Source organism: Streptomyces sp. NPDC048441, from assembly GCF_043200235.1.
Lineage (GTDB): Bacteria > Actinomycetota > Actinomycetes > Streptomycetales > Streptomycetaceae > Streptomyces.
The window spans coordinates 20,859-39,296 of sequence record NZ_JBICXM010000001.1 but is presented as its reverse complement, the minus strand read 5'-3'; the positions used below and the strand labels follow the sequence as shown (position 1 = coordinate 39,296).

Below are 18,438 nucleotides of genomic sequence, written 5' to 3'. Positions count from 1 at the left end.
CTACGAGGGGGGTCCGAGGCCAGTCAATACTGTCTCGGCCCGCGTCTCGGCCCCGGCGTCGACCTCAAGGTCCGGTGTGATGCCCCGGCCGTCGACCGCTCGCCCCGAAGGAGTGCGGTAGTGCCCGACCGTCAGCTCGGCGACCGAGCCGTCGGGCAGCCGGCTCGGCATCTGGACCGAGCCCTTGCCGAAGGTGCGCGAGCCCACCACGACTGCCCGGCCACGGTCCTGCAAGGCGCCGGTGAGGAGCTCGGCCGCGCTCATCGTGCCGCCGTCGACCAGCGCGACCACCGGTCTGGCCGTGTCGCCGCCCTGCTCGGCGTGCAGGGCCTTCTGCTCGCCGCGCACGTCGTACGTCGCCACCAGGCCGCCGTCGACAAGGCCCGACGCCGCGGTGACCGCCTCCGACACCAGGCCCCCGGAGTTCCCGCGCAGGTCGAGCAGGACCCCGGCACCCTTGGGGGCATCGCGCACCGCGGAACGTACGCGCTCCCCCGACCCCTTGGTGAACGACTCGACCTTGATCATGACGGCGCCGCCCGCGAGCTGCGTGACCGTCACGGAGTCCGTGGAGAGACGGGCCCGGTGCAGAGTCTCGCTCCACGCGCGCGTGCCCCGCTCCAGGCCGAGCTCGACCGGGCTGCCCGCGCGGGTGCCGCGCAGCAGGGACACGACCTCAGTGACGGGAAGTCCCGCGACGCGCTTGCCGTCGACGCTGCGGAGCTGATCGCCCTCGCGGACGCCGGCCCGTTCCGCGGGGCCGCCGCGCTGGACCCGGGACACCTCGATGCGGCCGTCGGCCGCACGCCTGGCCCAGAGGCCGACGCCGGTGTACGCGCCGTCGAGGGACTGCTCGAACTCCTGGTACTCCCCGGGGGAGTACACCGAACCCCAGCGGTCACCACTGCGGCTGACGGCCTCCTCGGCGGCTTCCTTGCCCGACTTGCCGTCGGCCATCGCCGCGGCGGCGGCATCGGCGGCTTCGTCTGCCGTGTCTGCCGTGTCGGCCCTGTCGCCGGACGAGACGAAGGAGCGGGTGGCGAGGGCAGTCGACTTCTGGCCTTCGTCGGCGGCCTCGCCCCAGGAGTTGGTGGCCGCACCGGTGGCGAGCACACTCGCGAACACCAACGTCAGCGTCGCCCCGCGGCGGATGCGGCGGAGCCCGGAGAGCCGGTCGCAGAAGCGGTCGGGGCCTGACATGCCGGTGAGTCTAGGACAACGAAGGGCGCCGTACGGTCGGTTGAACCGTACGACGCCCCGATTGCACAGGCGGGTCTTGTCACACCTTGAGGTACTTGCGCAACGCGAAGAACGCGGCGAGCGCGGGCATCAGCAGGCCGATGGCGAGCACCAGCGGCAGCTTGGCCAGGACCGCGTCCCAGCCGATGAAGGTGATCAGGTTCAGCTTCTCGGAGAGCGCGAGACCGTGGTCGATCATGAAGTACCGGCCCACAAGCAGCATCCCGCAGGCGACACCGCCACCGATGAGCCCGGCGACGGCGGCCTCCATGATGAACGGCATCTGGATATAGAAGCTGGACGCGCCGACGAGCCGCATGATGCCGGTTTCACGTCTCCTGCTGAACGCCGAAACGCGCACCGTGTTGACGATCAGCATCAGCGCGACGACGAGCATCAGCGCCATCACCGCCAGCGCCGCCCAGTTCATGCCGTTCAGGAGCCCGAAGAGATTGTCCAGCGTCCCCTTCTGGTCCTGTACAGACTGCACACCGTCACGCCCGGAGAAGGCGGTCGCGACCACCTGGTACTTCTCCGGGTCCTTCAGCTTGATGCGGTACGACTCCTGCATCTGGTCCGGCGTGAGGGAGCTGGACAGCGGGGAGTCGCCGAACTGCTCCTTGTAGTGCTTGTACGCCTCGTCGGCCGATTCGTACTCGACCTTCTGCACGGCGGGCATCTTCTCCAGGTCGATCTTGACCTGATCCTTCTGCTCGTTCGTGACCGCGCCCTTGGCGCACTTGGGATCCTGCGCGGCGTCGCCCTTGTTGCAGAGGAAGATCGAGATGTTGACCTTGTCGTACCAGTAGCCCTTCATCGCGCTCACCTGGTCACGCATGAGCAGCGAGCCGCCGAACAGGGCGAGCGAGAGGGCCACGGAGACGATGACCGCGAAGGTCATCGTGAGATTGCGGCGGAGACCGACGCCGATCTCCGACAGGACGAACTGGGCGCGCATGGCGTCCTTTCAGTGAATCAGTACGGGTCGTCAGTGCTGGTAGCCGTAAACACCGCGCGCCTGGTCGCGCACGAGACGGCCCTTCTCCAGCTCGATGACCCGCTTGCGCATCTGGTCCACGATCTGCTGGTCGTGAGTGGCCATGATGACGGTCGTGCCGGTGCGGTTGATCCGGTCGAGCAGCTTCATGATGCCGACCGATGTCTGCGGGTCGAGGTTGCCGGTCGGCTCGTCGGCGATGAGGAGCTTGGGGCGGTTGACGAAGGCTCGCGCGATCGCCACCCGCTGCTGCTCACCACCGGAGAGCTCACCGGGCATCCGGTCCTCCTTGCCGCCGAGACCGACGAGGTCGAGGACCTGGGGCACGGACTTGCGGATCTCGCCGCGGGACTTGCCGATGACTTCCTGAGCGAAGGCGACGTTCTCGCCGACGGTCTTGTTCGGAAGGAGGCGGAAGTCCTGGAAGACGGTGCCCAACTGGCGCCGCATGTGCGGCACCTTGAAGTTGGAGAGGCGCGCGAGGTCCTTGCCGAGGACGTGCACCTGGCCGTGGCTGGTGCGCTCTTCGCGGAGGACCAGTCGCAGGAAGGTGGACTTCCCGGAGCCGGAAGAGCCCACGAGGAAGACGAACTCGCCCTTCTCGATCTCCAGAGAGACGTCCCGGAGGGCGGGCCGGGTCTGCTTGGGGTAGGCCTTGGAGACGTTGTCGAATCGGATCACGGGTGCACCACGGGTCGCCGGGGGTAGGTGTGCGTGACCATACGCGAAGCCGGTACGCGAGCGCAGTCAGCGTCCTGAGTTGCGCGAATTGTCGCGGATATACCACAGAACGTAACGGTCGGAAACCGACGAGGACGGGCGGGCCGCGCCGAAATCCGTGGAAGCTGGCACAGTGGTAGGGGGAACGGTTGAGTTCCCCTTAGCGTTGGGCAGGCTGTGACTGTGCGGGAGGAGGAGCGCATGACCTACGACAGGTTGGTGTGCGCGAACTGCGCGGCGCCCGTGAGTGAAGGCCGCTGCCCCGTGTGCCGGGCCAATCGCGAGCGTATGCAGCAGGAAGGGCCGTTCGGCGGCCTCAGCCCTGCGGCCCTGATAGGGGTTCTCATCGTGCTGATCGCGGCTGTGGCACTGCTGGCGCACCAGACCGCTTAGCAGCGCTCCGGCGTCGATGCGTGTGGCGCGTTCGCCAGGACAACAGTTCGCCAGGACAACAGACAGTAGGGCCCGGAGCCGAGGCTCCGGGCCCTACTGTCATGCGTTTCCTACGATCCGTACGTTCTGTACGGCTACTGCCTCTACTTCTGCTACTGCTACTGCTACTGCGCCCTGGATCAGGCAGCAGCGCCGCGGTTGCCGACGAAGCGCGGCAGCACGCGGAAGCCGATGCCACCGGCGATCATCGTCGCGGCACCGATCAGCAGGAACGTGGTCTCGGCGGCGCCCGTCTCGGCGAGCTCGCCCTTGTCGGCCTTGTCGCCCTGCTCGACCGGGGTGGAGCCCGTGTCGGTCAGGCTGTCCTTGCCCTTGCCCTGCTCGACGGGGTTGGCGCCGCCGTCAGGGTCGTTGTCGTTACCGCCGGTGCCGTTGCCGTTGCCGGGGTCGCTCGGGCCCTCGGTGGGCTCGCTCGGGTCCGACGGGTCCTGGGTGGGCTCGGTCGGCTCCTCCGTGGGCTCCGTGGGCTCCTCGGTGGGCTCGGTCGGCTCCTCGGTGGGCTCGGTGGGCTCCTCCGTGGGCTCCGTCGGGTCCTCGGTGGGCTCCGTCGGAATCTCAGTGGGCTCTTCGGTCTCGTCGTCGCCGAGGCCTACGTCGACACCGATGCCGTTCTCGTCGGCGCTGGCGTTGACGCCCGTACCGCCGCCGAGGTCGACGCCGACATCAAGGGCCGAGGCGGCACCGGCGGCGGTCAGCGAAGCCCCGGCGGCGATCACCGCACCGGCCGCTATACGTGCCACGCGGATCCGCGTCTTCTTGGTCATCTGGCTGCTACCCCCAGTAGCTGAATCGTCAGTGAGGCAGCGTCCGGGACTGCGTTCGTCAGGGGCGCTGGATCGACCCCCACAGATCACACGCGCCCCAGAGATACGCATGCCACTCGCTAGCCTTTCCAGTTTCCCCAGCAACGTCAAGGTCGTTGCGGGCGCGATGTCTGAAATAGCAGCAGTTGACCGGCCTAGGGAGATGTGACTGTGACGTAAAAGGCAACTGCCGCCTCATGGGCGGCAGTTGCCTTGTCGATAAAGCGGCGCTTACTTCTCCTGCTGCTTGCGCCAGCGAATTCCGGCTTCGAGGAAACCGTCGATCTCGCCGTTGAAAACTGCCTCGGGGTTACCCACTTCGCAATCCGTGCGCAGGTCCTTGACCATCTGGTACGGGTGCAGGACGTACGAACGCATCTGGTTGCCCCAGGAGTTTCCGCCGTCTCCCTTGAGGGCGTTCATCTTCGCCTGCTCCTCCTGACGGCGGCGCTCGAGGAGCTTGGCCTGGAGGACGTTCATCGCGCTCGCCTTGTTCTGGATCTGCGAGCGCTCGTTCTGACAGGAGACGACGATGCCCGTGGGCAGGTGCGTCAGACGGACCGCGGAGTCGGTCGTGTTCACGCCCTGGCCGCCGGGGCCCGACGAGCGGTAGACGTCGATGCGGAGCTCGGACTCGTCGATCTCGATGTGGTCGGTCTGCTCGACGACCGGGAGGATCTCGACGCCGGCGAAGGAAGTCTGGCGGCGGCCCTGGTTGTCGAAGGGCGAGATGCGGACGAGGCGGTGGGTGCCCTGCTCGACCGAGAGCGTTCCGTAGGCGTACGGGACCTGGACGGCGAAGGTGGTCGACTTGATGCCGGCCTCTTCCGCGTACGACGTCTCGTAGAGCTCTGTCTTGTAGCCGTGGCGCTCGGCCCAGCGCAGGTACATGCGCTGCAGCTTCTCGGCGAAGTCGGAGGCGTCCACGCCGCCGGCCTCCGCGCGGATGGTGACGAGGGCCTCGCGGGCGTCGTACTCGCCGGAGAGGAGGGTGCGGACCTCCATCTCGTCCAGCGCCTTCTTGACGGCAGTGAGCTCCGTCTCGGCCTCGGCTCGGGTGTCCGGGTCGTCCTCCTCCTCGGCCATCTCGAAGAGCACTCCGAGATCGTCGATCCGGTTACGGAGACCCTCGGCCTTGCGGACCTCCGCCTGGAGGTGGCTCAGCTTGCTGGTGATCTTCTGTGCCGCGTCCGGGTCGTCCCACAGGGACGGTGCGGCCGCCTGCTCCTCGAGCACAGCGATGTCTGCCCTCAGCTTGTCGAGGTCCAGGACGGCCTCGATCGACTCCATGGTCGAGGAGAGGGACTTGAGCTCTTCGGATACATCGACGACTGCCACGGGTCCAGCCTAACGGCTGGGGGCAAGCGGTCTTCCCTCCCGGCTACGGGCCCCCGGTTACCGCCGCTGTCCGCGGCGCCGGCCTGCCTCGCCCCTGCGGGGCGGCTGGGTGTCCCTGCGGGGTGGCTTGAGCGTCCCTGCGGGGTCGGCTGGGGTGCGCCTGTACCGCCGCTTCGCGGCGGATGTCTCCCGCCCACCCGCCCGATTGCCCCGCATCGGGCTGGTTCGCGTAGGGGCACGCCTCGCCTGATTGGCCGGCTGGATCTGAATGCGCCTGCCCGTCCGGTTCAGGCCGGACCTGTACCGCCGCTTCGCGCCGGGTTTTTCCACCCGTTGCTCCGGGGTGATCGGGTGGGTGGGTGGGAGAGATCCGGCGCGAAGCGCTGGGACAGGCAGGCGCCGCGCCGGGACAGGCAGGCGCCGGGCGAGGGGCTGAGCCCGGGGCGCGAGCCCGGGGCGGGAGACCCGTGGGGTGCTGGCCCGTGGGGTGCCGGCCCGTGGGGAGGGCTACGGAGTCGGAGGGGCCGAGTTCTTCGTGTCCGGGGGAGTCGCGTCTGCGTCGTCACCGTTCGTGGCCGCCCACGTGCCGATGCCTGCCGCGGCCACCAGGACCGCTCCCGCCACGCCGAGCGTGATCCTGCGGCGGCGGGCCGAGGCTCGGTGGCGGGCCGAGCCGGGGCGGGCTGCGCCGGAGGCTCGGGGGGCGCGGGCCGTGCCCCTGGCGCCCCCGGCGAGCTCGTCGGGGCCCGGGACGCGCATCGAGGTGTGGGTGTCCCGGTTCGAGTCGGGGGCCGAGCCCGAGACGAGGGGGACCGCGCCGCGGCGAGGGGCGCCCGGAGTGGGCTCCGGCGCGGAATCCTCCTCCGGGGCCGACTCCTCGAGCGGCTCCGTCTCCGGCTCGTCCACGTCAAGGGGCGGCATCCCCGCCACCAGCGGCTGCAGCTCCCGCAGGCGTGCGGCGAGCTCGGAGGCGCGCAGGCGGGACGCCGGGGCCTTCGCGAGGCACTGGACCATCAGCTGCCACAGCTCGTCCGGGATGCCGGGGAGCGGGACCACCGTCTCCGTGACGTGGCGGCGAAGGACCGCTCCGGGGTGGCCGCCACCGAACGGGGTGAAGCCCGCCAGGAGTTCGTACAGGACGGTCGCGAGGGCGTAGATGTCGACCGCGGCGCGCGGCGGCAGGCCCTCGATGATCTCTGGGGCGAGGTAGTCCGGCGTACCGATGATCTTCGTCGCGCGGGTGCGGCGCGGGGAGTCGATCAGCTTGGCGACGCCGAAGTCCGTGAGGAGGGCGGGGTGCGAGCCGCCGGGCCCGAGCGGGCCCTGCATGTCCAGGAGGACGTTCTCCGGCTTCACGTCTCGGTGCACGATCCCCGCCGCGTGCGCCGCCGAAAGGCCGTCCGCCACGTCCGCCACGATCGCGACGGCCGACTCCGGAGCGAGGCGCCGTTCGCGGTCCAGGCGGGTGCGGAGGTCCGTCCCTCGGACGAGGTCCATGACGAGGGCGAGGTCGTTGCCATCGACCACCAGGTCGTGGACGCCCACCACGCGCGCGTGGTCGAGGCTGAGCAGAGCCGTGCGCTCCTGGACGAAGCGGCCGACGAGCTCCTGGTCCGACGCCAGGTCCTCGCGCAGCAGCTTGATGGCGACGGGCCCCTCGGGTCCCTCGCCGAGCCACACCGTGCCGGCGCTGCCCCTACCAAGGATCTGGTGGGCGGTGTACCGACTACCGATCTTGCGTGCCAAGACTGCTCCTACGGATGCGTGTTGGCGACAAAGCTACGCGGCCTCGACGCCAACCTTCACTCCAGGACCAGAAATCACCCCACAGGTGTCGACAAATCCCCAGAGTCGGCAAGGGATTGTCCGTTCTCCAGCAATCGCAGATAGGAGATGAAGCAGATGGGCGATGAAGGTGACGGTTCGCGGTGCCCTGTGCGCGGGCCAGGGCGACATGCGCTCGCCGCACCCGCCGCACCCGCCGCAGCGGCGCCGTTCTCGAGCTCGCCGGTTCGCGTGACAACGCGAGCCGGTCACTGTTCCAGAGCACCGCGAACGGACTGGACGACGTCATCCCCCACGTTCCCGAGCTTCTTGACGCCATGGAGGGCAGCGCTGCCGACCTGCGCCGGAGCAGTCGATGCGGGGCCGGGCCTGCAAGGGGTCCCGGTGTCCATGGACGCGGAGGCGCCGGCGATGACCGAGTCGAGACGGTCTCGGGTGTGCGTGAGATCGACGATGTGCTGGTCGATGTGACCGCGCTCCACAGCCAGGCGGTCGAGGAGTTCGGGTGTGGCCTTGCCGTCGATGACGCATGGCGTGAGCTCGGCGATGGTCTTGCTCGACAGGCCGGCGGTGAACAGCTCCCGGACCAGGAGGATCCGGGCGACCGCGGTTTCCGGGTAGTGGCGCTGGCCGCTGTCGCTGCGCTCGGCCGTGAGCAGGTTCTGCTCCTCGTAGTACCGCAGGGCCCGGGTGCTGACGCCTGTACGGCGGGCGAGTTCCCCAATGCGCATTCCGAGCTCCATGTGATCTACGCCATAACGACTTGCCTTTGACGTCGACGTCAAGTTTTAGCGTACGCACGTGACCACTCACCAGACGACCGGCCTCACCGGCCCCGCTCCCACCTCGACCGTCATGGTCAAACCGATCGTGCTGCCCGCCCCCCAGCGCGGCCAGGACCTGCACGTACGCGTTTCCGCACCGCTCACCGGCACACGCCTGCCGATCGTGCTCTTCGCACACGGATTCGGCTCCGACCTGGACGGCTATGCACCGCTGGTCGACCACTGGGCCTCTCACGGCTTCGTGGTGATCCAAGCCACGCATCTCGACTCCAAGCGGGTCGCCATCGCCGCGGACGACTCCCGCAGGCCCCACCTGTGGCGCTACCGCGTGCAGGACATGAAGCGCGTCCTGGATGAGCTCAAGCCGCTGGAGGCATCCGTGCCCGGCCTCTCCGGCCGGGTCGACCACAGCCGCATCGTCGCGGCGGGCCACTCCTTCGGAGGCCAGACCGCGGGCATCCTGGTGGGTCTGCGCGTCACCGACCCCCAGACCAGCACCGCCGACGACCTGTCCGACTCCCGGGTCATGGCCAGCATCCAACTGGCCACGGCCGGCAAGGGCGGCGACGAACTGACCCCCTTCGCCCACGAGAACCTTCCCTGGCTCCGCGACCAGGACTTCTCCCACATCACAGCCCCCGGCCTCGTGGTCGCCGGCGACAAGGACGACCTCCCGCTGACCACCCGAGGACCCGCCTGGACAAGCGACCCTTACACCCTCAGCCGTGGCGACAAGAGCCTGCTCACCGTCTACGGCGGCGAGCACTTCCTCGGCGGCATCTCCGGCTACCGGGCAGCAGAGACCACCGACGAGGACCCCAGCCGCGTCGCCCTCGTCCAGCAGGTCACCCTCGCCTACCTACGCCACATCACCGGCATCGACCACACCGACTGGCAGCTGGCCCGGACCGTCCTCGCCGACGCCCACGCGCTGGGGCGGCTGGACAGCAAGTGACCACGCGGGGCGGCCCCTAGTTCCCGCCCACTTTCCCCATCCAGCCCGAAACCGTGTCGTACCACTCGCCCAGCTGGTCCCAGTACCCCTTCGTCGTACCGATCCACTCCTGGAGCGGGCTCAGCTCCCAGACGAGCCAGCTCGCCACGAAGAGGATGACGATCGTGAAGAGGCATCCCTTGAGGCAGCCGAGACCCGGGATCTTCATCCGGTTCGCGCTGCGCTGCCGCGGCTCGCGCGGCGGCCGTCCGGCGGGCGGCTGCTGGGGCGGCTGCTGCTGCGGCGGCGCGTACTGCTGCTGGGGCTGCGGCGCGTACTGCTGCGGGCGTTGCTGCTGCTGGGCGTACTGCTGAGGACGCTGCGGCTGCTGCTGCGGGCGGGCCACCTGGCGCTGGGGGCGGCGGCGCAGCGGGTCGTCGTTGGGGTCCAGATACGACTGGACCTGCGTCTGTTCGTTGCGGTCGCGGGCCGCCCGCATCTGGTTCTGCCAGGGGTGCGGGTCATTGGGGTCCGCACCGGGCTGGTTCGACGGCACGGGCGGCATGACGGCCGTCGGGTCGGCAGCGGGGCCGGAGCCGGTGTTCTGCATGACGCTCGTCGGCGCGCTCGGGTCGTACGACCCCGCGTTGCTCGGCAGGACCTGGGTGGGGTCGGCGGCGCCGGCCGTCCCGGGGACCGCTGCGGGCGCCGGATCGGGCATCAGGAGGGCGCCGACGCCCTCCGCCGCGGCGATCTGCGCGCTGGACGCGTGCACGCCCACGCCGTCCGCTACGGCCCGCAGGCCGCGCGCGAGGTTCTCGGCGCTGGGGCGGTGGTCGGGGTTCTTGCTGAGGCAGCGCTCTATGACCGTCCACAGCGGGTCCGGGACCGTGGAGGGGCGGCGCGGTTCGGCGCTCAGGTGCTGGTGCAGGACTTCGAGGGCCGAGCCGCCGCCGAACGGCGGACTCCCGGTGACCAGCTCGTACAGAAGGATGCCCGTGCCGTAGATGTCGACCGCGCTGGTCTGCGGGCGGCCCTCGGCGGACTCGGGCGCCACGTACGCGGGCGTGCCGACGAATTCGTGGGTGCGGGTCAGGCCCGGGGAGTCGGCGAGGCGCGCGATGCCGAAGTCGGTGAGCATCGGGTGCATCGAGCCGTCGGCGTCCTGCTTGAGCAGGACGTTCGCGGGCTTCATGTCGCGGTGCACGACTCCGTCAGCGTGGCTCGCGGCCAGGGCGTCGGCGATCTGGGCGGTCAGGAGAGCCGCCGCGACCGGCGTGAACGGGCCGTTCTCGCGGAGGTAGCGGTGCAGGTCGGGGCCGTCGACCAGGTCCATGACGAGGGCGAGGAGCTCTCCCTCGACGACCAGGTCACGGGTCCGCACGATGTTCGGGTGCGTGAGCCTGAGCAGGACGGACCGCTCGCGGAGGAATCGCATCACGATGTCCGCGTCGTTGGCGAGCTCTTCCTTGAGGACCTTGATCGCGACGGTCTCGCCGGGCTGGCCCGGTACGGCCGCCTCGGCACCCGCGGTCTCGCGCTGGCGGGCTCGCCAGACGGTGCCCGTGGCGCCGCGCCCGAGCGGCTCCTCGAGCAGGTACTTGCTGCCTACCGGCCGCACGTCATGCTCCCTGCTGATCTGGCTGGACTGTCCGGACCCGGCTACCCGCCGGAGGGTGTTCCGACCCACTCTAGTGCCGCCGAACGGGGCACCGGCCGGTCACATTCCGCACCGGTGGCCGGGTGCCCCGGGCCGGTGCCCGGATCGTTGTTCGGTGGAAAGACGCCCGACCGGGGCCGTTGGTTGCCGAGTGGCGGCGAATTGACCTTCGTCACTCCTCATCGGCCGGTGATCGCAACGGTCCAAGCAGGCACTTTTCCGAGCAGAGCCGACCAATCAAGATCACTTACGGGTAGCCGCCGGGCGTGTTGTCAGTGGCAGGTGCGAGGATGCTTTCTTGTTACTGGCCGACGTGGCCGTGTGCGGTGGGGGGAATCACAGCGCGAGTCCCCGTGCCCGGCGGCAAGGGCAGAAGGGACCGCTGACGGCGATGCAGATCCGGCTGACCGTCCTCGGGCCGCGCAGCGGCCAGACCGCCGAGCCCCAAGACCGCCCTGCCGTGCCGCGCGGCGCCTGTGACGTGCTGGTCACCGCCCCCACCGGGACCGCGCTCGCCACCGTCGCCTCCGGCCTCGCCGCGGCCGTCGCGGGCGGCGACGGGCCGGTCGTCCTGTACGCGGAATCGGAGCGGCTCGACGCGCAGCGCTGCACCCTCGGGGAGCCGCCGCTCATCGACGGAGCGGTGCTCTCACTCGGCTCCCCCGCCGAGCCAGGTCCCGAACTCGCGGGAGCCGCCGCCCAGTTGCACGTGGTGGCGGGCCCCGACGCGGGCGGCGTGCATCTCCTGCACGGCGGCCAGATCCGCGTCGGCCGCTCCGCGGAGGCCGACGTTCCGCTGGACGACCCGGATGTCTCGCGGCTGCACTGCGCGGTGACGCTCACGCAGGACGGCCAGGTCACCGTCACGGACCTGGGCTCCACGAACGGCACGACGGTCGACGGGCGCGAGATCACCGACCGCCCCGTGCGGCTCTCCCCCGGCTCCCTGCTGCGGCTCGGCGAGTCCGCACTGCGGCTCACCGCCGGGGACGGGGCGGGCGGCGTGCTGCCGACGGCTCCGGACGGCGAGGGGCACGTGCGCGTGCGGGTCGCGGGCAGCGAAGAGCGGGTCGCCGCGGGCAGCGAAGAGCCCCGGAGCACTCCGCCGCCCGAGGGCCGGAGCACTCCCCCGGAGGCCGCTCACACGCCCTCCGAAGGCACCCATCACGCGTACGGCTCCGCGGGCTGGGGCGCCGCGGGGGATGACGTCCGCGGCGGAGCCCACGGACCACACGGGGCGCACGGCCAGACCTCCCTCACCGATGTGCCGCTCGTGCCCCAGCAGGGCGGCGCCCCCGATGCCGAGAGCACCCGTATGGGCACTCCCACGCGCGGGACGACCGTTCCGCGCGGCCTCCGCAAGCGGGGCGGGCTCTCCGCCTGGGCCCGGCGGCTGACGGGCAGCCGGGACGACGAGTATCTCCAGGGTGACCTCGAAGACGACGCGTACGGCACGGGCGGCGACGCCTCTCCCCCGCAACCGCCGGCCGCCACCCCGGAGGACCTCGCGGTGGCCGCCGCCGCACGGACCCCGGAATCCTGGCCCGACCCCGCGGCCCTGCTCCTCACCGCGCTCGGTCCGGGACCCCGGCTCTGGGAGCGGGGTCCCGGCCACCCCGAGGCGCTCGCGGTGCGGCTCGGCACGGTCGACCGGGCGAACCCCGACGAGCGAGGGCTGCTGCCCGCCGTCCCCGTGACGGTCAGCCTGCGGGAGGCCGGCGCGCTCGGCCTCGCGGGACCGCGCGAGCGGCTCACGGGCCTGGCCCGCGCGGTCGTCGCCCAGCTCGCCGCGCTGCACTCGCCGGACGCCCTGGAGATCGTGCTCCTCAGCACGGACCGCACCCGGCCCACACCGGAGCGCGCCGCCGAGTGGTCCTGGCTCGGCTGGCTCCCGCATCTGCGGCCCACGCACGGGCAGGACTGCCGCCTCCTCCTCGCCTACGACCGCGAGCAGGCTGCCGCGCGTACGGAGGAGTTGCTGCGGCGGCTCGCGGACCACGTGGCGGACCGGGCTTCCGCCGCTGCCTCCCCCTCTGTCTCCGCTTCCGCTTCGGCTTCGGCTTCCGCTGCCTCTTCTGACGGCTCCCTGACTGACGGCTCCCTGGATGACGCCGGCCCCCGCACCGTCGTCGTGGTGGACGGCGACCCCGGGTCCGCCGGGCTGCGTGAGGCCGTGGCACGGCTCGCGCGGGAAGGCGCCACCGCCGGAATCCATGTGGTCTGCCTCGCCGAGACGCCCGCCGCGTCCCCCGCGTCGCCGGTGTCCGCCACGTACGAAGCCGCCTGCTCGGTCTCGCCCGCCTTCCGCGCCTGCGGTGCCGTCGCGCTGCTCAGCGGTGACGTGGCGACCGCGCTGCGGCTGCTGCGGACCGCGGACGGGCAGCCCGCGGGGCACGGCACGATCGCCGCGGTGGACGCGGTGTCGCAGGCCTGGGCCGAGCGGTTCGCCAGGGCGCTCGCACCCTTCCGTACGGATGGGGCACCCGGCGATGGGCACGCGCGCGTGTCCGCCCCGCTGCCTCAAATGGCGCGGCTCCTCGACGAGTTGGGTCTCGCTCGGGCCACCCCCGCGTCCCTGATGGCTCGGTGGGCCGCTGCCGCCGACGATCAGGAGTCGTCGGGAGGGCGCGCCTGGACGGTGCTCGGGGCGGGGCCTCGCGGGCCCGTGGTCGTGGATCTCGCCGCCGAGGGTCCGCATGTCCTCGCCGAGGGCCCTTCGGGCAGCGGCCGTACGGAACTGCTGCGGTCCATCGCCGCCTCGCTGGCCGCCGCGGAGCGGCCGGACCGGCTTGGGATAGTTCTGATCGATGGGCGGGACACCACGGGGAGCGTGGGCAGCGGGACCAACGGAGCGAACATACGGCTCGTCGAGGGCCTCGCCGTCTGCACCGATCTGCCGCATGTCACCACGCACCTGGCCGCCAACGACCCTGTCCGGATGCGGGAGTTCGCACAGTCGTTGACAGCCGAGCTGAAGCGGCGTGCGGAGTTGCTGGGGCGGCTCGGGTTCGCCGAGTGGCATTCGAATGCGCCTCTGCCTCAGGTCGGCGGAAGTGGCATGAATGGCGTTGGCGGGGGTGTTGGCGTCGGCGGGGGCGGGGGCGGGGGCGGCGGTGATCTTGATCCGCCGCCGAGTTCCACGATGCGGTTGCGGCCCGCCGCCGCCCGTAAGGGGGCGGAGCTCGGGCCGCCGTTGCCCCGGCTCGTCGTACTGGTCGACGACTTCGACGCGCTGCTTTCCCCTGCGCTCGGGTCGCCGGGGCGACCTGCTGCCGGGTCTGTTGTGCGGGCCCTTGAGGCGGTGGCCCGTGATGGGGGGCGGCTCGGGGTGCACTTGGTTGCCACCACGGCGCGTAGTGAGCGGACTCCTGAGACGGAGTTGGGGCAGCGGGCGGCTCTGCGGATCGCCCTGGATGCGGCTTCTCTCGGGCCGGAGGAGCCTGCGCCTGGGCGGGGGGAGCTTCGTACTGCCGAAGGGCGCGTAAGTCCCTTTCAGGCGGGGCGGGTTACTGGGCGTATTCCGCGTACGTCTACTTTGCGGCCCACGGTGGTCCCCCTGGAGTGGGAGCGGATGGGTGATCCTCCGGCCCGCCGTCCGGTGCGTGAACTCGGCAATGGGCCGACGGACTTGGCATTGCTTGCCAGTGCGTTGGAGCGGGCCGCCCGCTCGGTAGCCGCCGATAAGGTTCCGTCACTGTTGTGATCCCCGGCCTCTCCCGTGCCGGGCGCCTCGTTTCGCAGGGGAGGCCCCGATCGCCTCGCGGGACGCCTGCCCACGGCGGGGGCGGCCCGGCTTCCCGCGGCGGGAGCCCTCACCGCTCATGACGCCACGTCACAACGCCATCACGATCACCTGGTTGTCATGGTTGGTGCTCTTGCCGCTTCTCCCCGGGCGGGCGTAAACAGACCGCACGGGACTCGCTCGTCAGTGAAGAGAACGGGGCAGTGATGCGCAGCACCCTTCGTACACGCAGGGCACCGCACCATCGGCGTACCACAGCCAAACTCGCTACAGCCGTCGTCGCGGGCGCGCTCGCGCTCACCATGACCGCGTGTGGCGGCAGCGACGACAAGGACGACGACGGGAACAAGGGCAGCGGCAAGGAGAGCGGGGCCGCGCTCCAACTACCCAAGCTGGACGGCCAGAAGGTGTCGGTCGCCGCCGTGTGGGGCGGCTCGGAGCGCAAGGTCTTCCTGAAGGTTCTCGACGAGTTCGAGAAGCGCACGGGCGCGGACGTCACCTTCGTACCGGCGCAGGACCCCATCATCAGCTTCCTGGAGTCGAAGGTCGCCGGCGGCCAGCCGCCGGACGTGGCGATGCTTCCGCAGGTCGGCGCGATCGAGCAGGCCGTGGCGAACAAGTGGGCCAAGCCGGTCGGTCCTGAGGCGCAGAAGCAGCTCGACAAGAACTACGCGAAGGGCTGGCAGGACCTCGGAGCCGTCGACGGCAAGCAGTACGGCGTGTACTTCAAGGCGGCCAACAAGTCGCTGGTCTGGTACAACGCCCAGGTCCTCGACAACGCGGGCGCCAAGGTGCCCAAGACCTGGGACGACTTCACCAAGGCGGCCCAGACCGTGTACGACTCCGGTGTGCCGCCGATATCGGTGGCGGGCGCCGACGGCTGGACCCTCACCGACTGGTTCGAGAACATCTACCTCTCGCAGGCGGGCCCGGAGAAGTACGACCAGCTCGCCAAGCACGAGATCAAGTGGACGGACCCGTCCGTCAAGGACGCGCTGACCACGCTGGGTGGCCTCTTCGGTAAGAAGGGCTTCGTCGCGGGCGGTGCGGACGGCGCGCTGCAGACCGAGTTCCCGATCTCCGTGAAGCAGACCTTCACCGGCGGCGACCAGCCCAAGGCGGGCATGGTCTTCGAGGGTGACATGGTCTCGCTACCCATCTCGGAGACGAAGGCCAAGATCGGCTCGGACGCCAAGGTGTTCCCGTTCCCGGCGGTCGGCAAGGAGTCCCCGGCGGTCGTCGGCGGTGACGCCGCGGTGGCGCTGAAGGACAGCAAGGGCGCCCAGGCGCTGCTCACCTTCCTCGCTTCGCCGGACGCGGCGAAGGTCTGGGCCGAGGCGGGCGGATTCGTGTCGCCGAACAAGAGCCTCGATCTGGCCGCGTACCCGAACGACGTGCAGCGCGGTATCGCCAAGGCGCTCATCGCGGCGGGCGACGACATCCGCTACGACATGTCCGACCAGGCCCCGCAGGCCTTCGGCGGCACGCCGGGCAAGGGCGAGTGGAAGGCGCTCCAGGACTTCCTGAAGAACCCGAAGGACGTCGCGGGCACCCAGAAGGCGCTGGAGACGGCCGCCGCCAAGGCCTACAAGGACTGACACGGTGGCGTCCGCGAACGCCGGGGGCTCGCCGAGTGCGGCGCTGCCCCCGGCTCCCAAACCGCGCAAGAGCGTGACCGGAACACGCAAAGGCATGGCGGTGCTCTTCCTGCTGCCCGCCCTTGTGCTGCTCGGCGCTCTCGTCCTGTACCCCATCGGGTACTCCGTCTTCCGCAGCTTCTTCGACAAGTCGGGCGACTTCACGGCGTTCGGCAACTACAAGACCCTGTTCACGGACGACACCATCCTCACCGCGGTCAAGAACAACGCGATCTGGGTGGTGGTCGCCCCGACCTTCGCGACCGGGCTCGGCCTGATCTTCGCCGTGCTCACCGAACGCATCCGCTGGGGTACGGCGTTCAAACTGGTCATCTTCATGCCGATGGCGATCTCGATGCTCGCGGCAGGCATCATTTTCCGGCTCGTGTACGACTCGGACCCCGACCGGGGTGTCGCCAACGCCGTCTTCGTGGGCGTGCACGACACGTTCGCCGAGTCGTCGTCGTTCCCACAGGCGCATCCCAGTACGCAGTCGCCGCTGAAGTCGGCGGCGGGTGGCGCGTTCATCACGCGCAAGCCGGTCTCCGCGGGCACTCCCATCGCCCTGCCGCTGACCGGCGTCGCCCCGGACAACATGCCGGACGACGCCAAGTCCGCCGCCGCCGCGAAGCCGGACCCGGACCGGGTGACCGGCACGGCCTGGCAGGACTTCACCCGCGGCAAGGGCCGCGGCGAGCTCAACGCCCCGGACAAGGCCGAGTTCGGCTACCCGGGAATCAAGGTCGAGGCCGTCAAGGACGGCAAGGTGGTGGCATCGGCGAAGGCGGCGGCCGACGGCACCTTCGCGCTCCCCAAGGAGGCCGACGGGGCCCAACTCCGCTTCCCCGCATCGAACTTCCGCGAGCCGTACAACGGCGTGGACTGGCTCGGCCCGTCCCTCATCACGCCCGCGGTCATCGGCTCGTACCTGTGGATCTGGGTGGGCTTCGCGATGGTCCTGATCGCGGCCGGACTCGCGAGCGTGCCGCGTGAACTCCTTGAGGCGGCCCGGGTGGACGGCGCCAACGAGTGGCAGGTGTTCCGGCGGATCACCGTACCGATCCTCGCGCCGGTCCTCGCGGTGGTGGCGGTCACGCTCATGATCAACGTACTGAAGATCTTCGACCTGATCTTCATCATCCCGCCGAACTCGTCGAAGGACGACGCGAACGTCCTGGCGCTCCAGCTCTACAACTCCGCGTTCCTCGACAAGGATTCAGGAGTGGCGAGCGCGATCGCCGTGCTCCTCTTCCTCCTCGTGATCCCGGTGATGCTCTTCAATGTGCGGCGACTTCGGCGGGAGGCTCGGCGATGACCACCCAAGTCGAAGTGGTGAAGGCGAAGCAGTCGGCCGGCGGGCGGATCGCCTCCGTCCTGGGCAGCAGCGCCGTACGCGTCTTCCTCGCCGTCGTCGGGCTCTTCTGGCTCGTGCCGACGATCGGTCTGCTGCTCGGCTCGCTGCGCACCTCCGCCGACATGGCCGAGAGCGGCTGGTGGAAGGTCTTCAGCGCGCCCTCGCAGATGACCCTTGACAACTACACGAACCTGCTCAAGGACGAGACGATCACCGACTCGATCCTGTCCAGCATCATGATCACCGTCCCGGCGACGCTGCTCGTCGTGATCATCGGGTCGCTCGCCGGATACGCCTTCGCGTGGATGGAGTTCCCGGGCCGCGACTGGTGGTTCCTCGGGGTCGTCGGGCTGCTCGTGGTGCCCGTGCAGGTGGCGCTGCTTCCGGTGTCGAAGATCTTCGGCGCGATCGGCATCTTCGAGACGACGGTCGGCGTGGTCGTCTTCCACGTCGCCTTCGGCCTGCCGTTCGCGATCTTCCTCCTGCGGAACTTCTTCGCGGAGATCCCGCGCGAACTCCTGGAGGCCGCGCGCCTCGACGGCGCCGGTGAGCTGCGGCTCTTCTTCCGGGTCGTGATGCCGCTCGGCGCGCCCGCGATCGCCTCGCTCGGCATCTTCCAGTTCCTCTGGGTCTGGAACGACATGCTGATCGCGCTGATCTTCGCCGACTCGCAGAACCCGCCGATCACGGTCGCACTCCAGCAGCAGGTGCGGTCCTTCGGCGACAACGTGCAGATCCTGGCACCCGGCGCGTTCATCTCGATGATCATCCCGCTTGCCGTGTTCTTCGCGTTCCAGCGGCAGTTCGTGTCCGGCGTGATGGCGGGCGCGGTCAAGTAGCGGCCCGGAGTCGAACATCCGCAAGGACGAGGGAGGCGGCCCGCGACAGGGCCGCCTCCCTCGCTTCCTTCCCCCATCTGCGTGTCCGGCGTAACCCGACTGGCCACCGGGGCGTTTTCGGGCAGTATGCCCGCGCCGACCCATGGATGTGC

Annotated in this window: 13 protein-coding genes and 1 pseudogene; 6 read left to right on the top strand and 8 right to left on the bottom strand. The window is 70.3% G+C overall.

The annotated features are described in order from the left end of the window. The 3 genes from ACGFSB_RS00125 to ftsE all read right to left on the bottom strand — a co-directional run bounded on the left by ACGFSB_RS00125 (nucleotide 1) and on the right by ftsE (nucleotide 2,917). A complete protein-coding gene (locus tag ACGFSB_RS00125; protein WP_393391754.1) occupies nucleotides 1-1,200 on the bottom strand; it encodes a S41 family peptidase in 1,200 nt (399 codons plus the stop codon). 79 nt (nucleotides 1,201-1,279) lie between these two features. After that, nucleotides 1,280-2,197, bottom strand: coding sequence for a permease-like cell division protein FtsX (gene ftsX / locus ACGFSB_RS00120; RefSeq protein WP_393391752.1), 918 nt, complete (start codon nucleotides 2,195-2,197; stop codon nucleotides 1,280-1,282). 30 nt (nucleotides 2,198-2,227) lie between these two features. Continuing rightward, the gene (gene ftsE / locus ACGFSB_RS00115) at nucleotides 2,228-2,917 is read right to left on the bottom strand and encodes a cell division ATP-binding protein FtsE (protein ID WP_393391749.1); all 690 of its coding nucleotides are present in this window, start codon (nucleotides 2,915-2,917) and stop codon (nucleotides 2,228-2,230) included. A 240-nt stretch (nucleotides 2,918-3,157) separates the two neighbouring features. Here ftsE and ACGFSB_RS00110 point away from each other — a divergent pair, with 240 nt between their 5' ends. Then, nucleotides 3,158-3,349, top strand: a complete 192-nt coding sequence (locus ACGFSB_RS00110) for a hypothetical protein (RefSeq protein ID WP_393391747.1) — start codon at nucleotides 3,158-3,160, stop codon at nucleotides 3,347-3,349. A gap of 179 nt (nucleotides 3,350-3,528) precedes the next feature. On the opposite strand, the gene ACGFSB_RS00105 is transcribed toward ACGFSB_RS00110, so the two are convergent. From ACGFSB_RS00105 to ACGFSB_RS00090, 4 genes and pseudogenes are all read right to left on the bottom strand, one after another. Further along, entirely contained in the window at nucleotides 3,529-4,173 is a 645-nt protein-coding gene (locus ACGFSB_RS00105) for an LPXTG cell wall anchor domain-containing protein (protein ID WP_393391745.1), read from the bottom strand. A gap of 270 nt (nucleotides 4,174-4,443) precedes the next feature. After that, nucleotides 4,444-5,550: a peptide chain release factor 2 gene (gene prfB, locus ACGFSB_RS00100; RefSeq protein WP_393391743.1), complete on the bottom strand. Its 1,107-nt coding sequence runs from the start codon at nucleotides 5,548-5,550 to the stop codon at nucleotides 4,444-4,446. A gap of 507 nt (nucleotides 5,551-6,057) precedes the next feature. Then, entirely contained in the window at nucleotides 6,058-7,296 is a 1,239-nt protein-coding gene (locus ACGFSB_RS00095; RefSeq protein WP_393391740.1) for a serine/threonine-protein kinase, read from the bottom strand. Between the two features lie 401 nt (nucleotides 7,297-7,697). Continuing rightward, nucleotides 7,698-8,066, bottom strand: a pseudogene (locus tag ACGFSB_RS00090) (MerR family transcriptional regulator); the annotation flags it as partial. A 124-nt stretch (nucleotides 8,067-8,190) separates the two neighbouring features. Between ACGFSB_RS00090 and ACGFSB_RS00085 the strand changes: the two are divergent. After that, nucleotides 8,191-9,075 carry an alpha/beta hydrolase family protein gene (locus ACGFSB_RS00085; protein ID WP_393393707.1) on the top strand — a complete coding sequence of 295 codons (885 nt, stop codon included), beginning with the start codon at nucleotides 8,191-8,193 and terminating at the stop codon, nucleotides 9,073-9,075. A 16-nt stretch (nucleotides 9,076-9,091) separates the two neighbouring features. On the opposite strand, the gene ACGFSB_RS00080 is transcribed toward ACGFSB_RS00085, so the two are convergent. Next, entirely contained in the window at nucleotides 9,092-10,675 is a 1,584-nt protein-coding gene (locus tag ACGFSB_RS00080) for a protein kinase (protein ID WP_393391737.1), read from the bottom strand. 430 nt (nucleotides 10,676-11,105) lie between these two features. Between ACGFSB_RS00080 and ACGFSB_RS00075 the strand changes: the two genes are divergently transcribed. The 4 genes from ACGFSB_RS00075 (at nucleotide 11,106) to ACGFSB_RS00060 (ending at nucleotide 18,286) form a co-directional block, all read left to right on the top strand. After that, entirely contained in the window at nucleotides 11,106-14,417 is a 3,312-nt protein-coding gene (locus ACGFSB_RS00075) for an FHA domain-containing protein (protein ID WP_393391736.1), read from the top strand. A 245-nt stretch (nucleotides 14,418-14,662) separates the two neighbouring features. Further along, a complete protein-coding gene (locus tag ACGFSB_RS00070) occupies nucleotides 14,663-16,054 on the top strand; it encodes an ABC transporter substrate-binding protein (protein ID WP_393391733.1) in 1,392 nt (463 codons plus the stop codon). Nucleotides 16,055-16,127: 73 nt separating this feature from the next. Beyond that, nucleotides 16,128-17,408: a carbohydrate ABC transporter permease gene (locus tag ACGFSB_RS00065; RefSeq protein WP_393393705.1), complete on the top strand. Its 1,281-nt coding sequence runs from the start codon at nucleotides 16,128-16,130 to the stop codon at nucleotides 17,406-17,408. Further along, complete coding sequence (locus tag ACGFSB_RS00060) at nucleotides 17,405-18,286, top strand: carbohydrate ABC transporter permease (protein WP_393391731.1); 882 nt, start codon at nucleotides 17,405-17,407, stop codon at nucleotides 18,284-18,286. Before ACGFSB_RS00065 ends, ACGFSB_RS00060 begins: the two co-directional genes overlap by 4 nt. The last annotated feature ends 152 nt before the right edge of the window (nucleotides 18,287-18,438 follow it).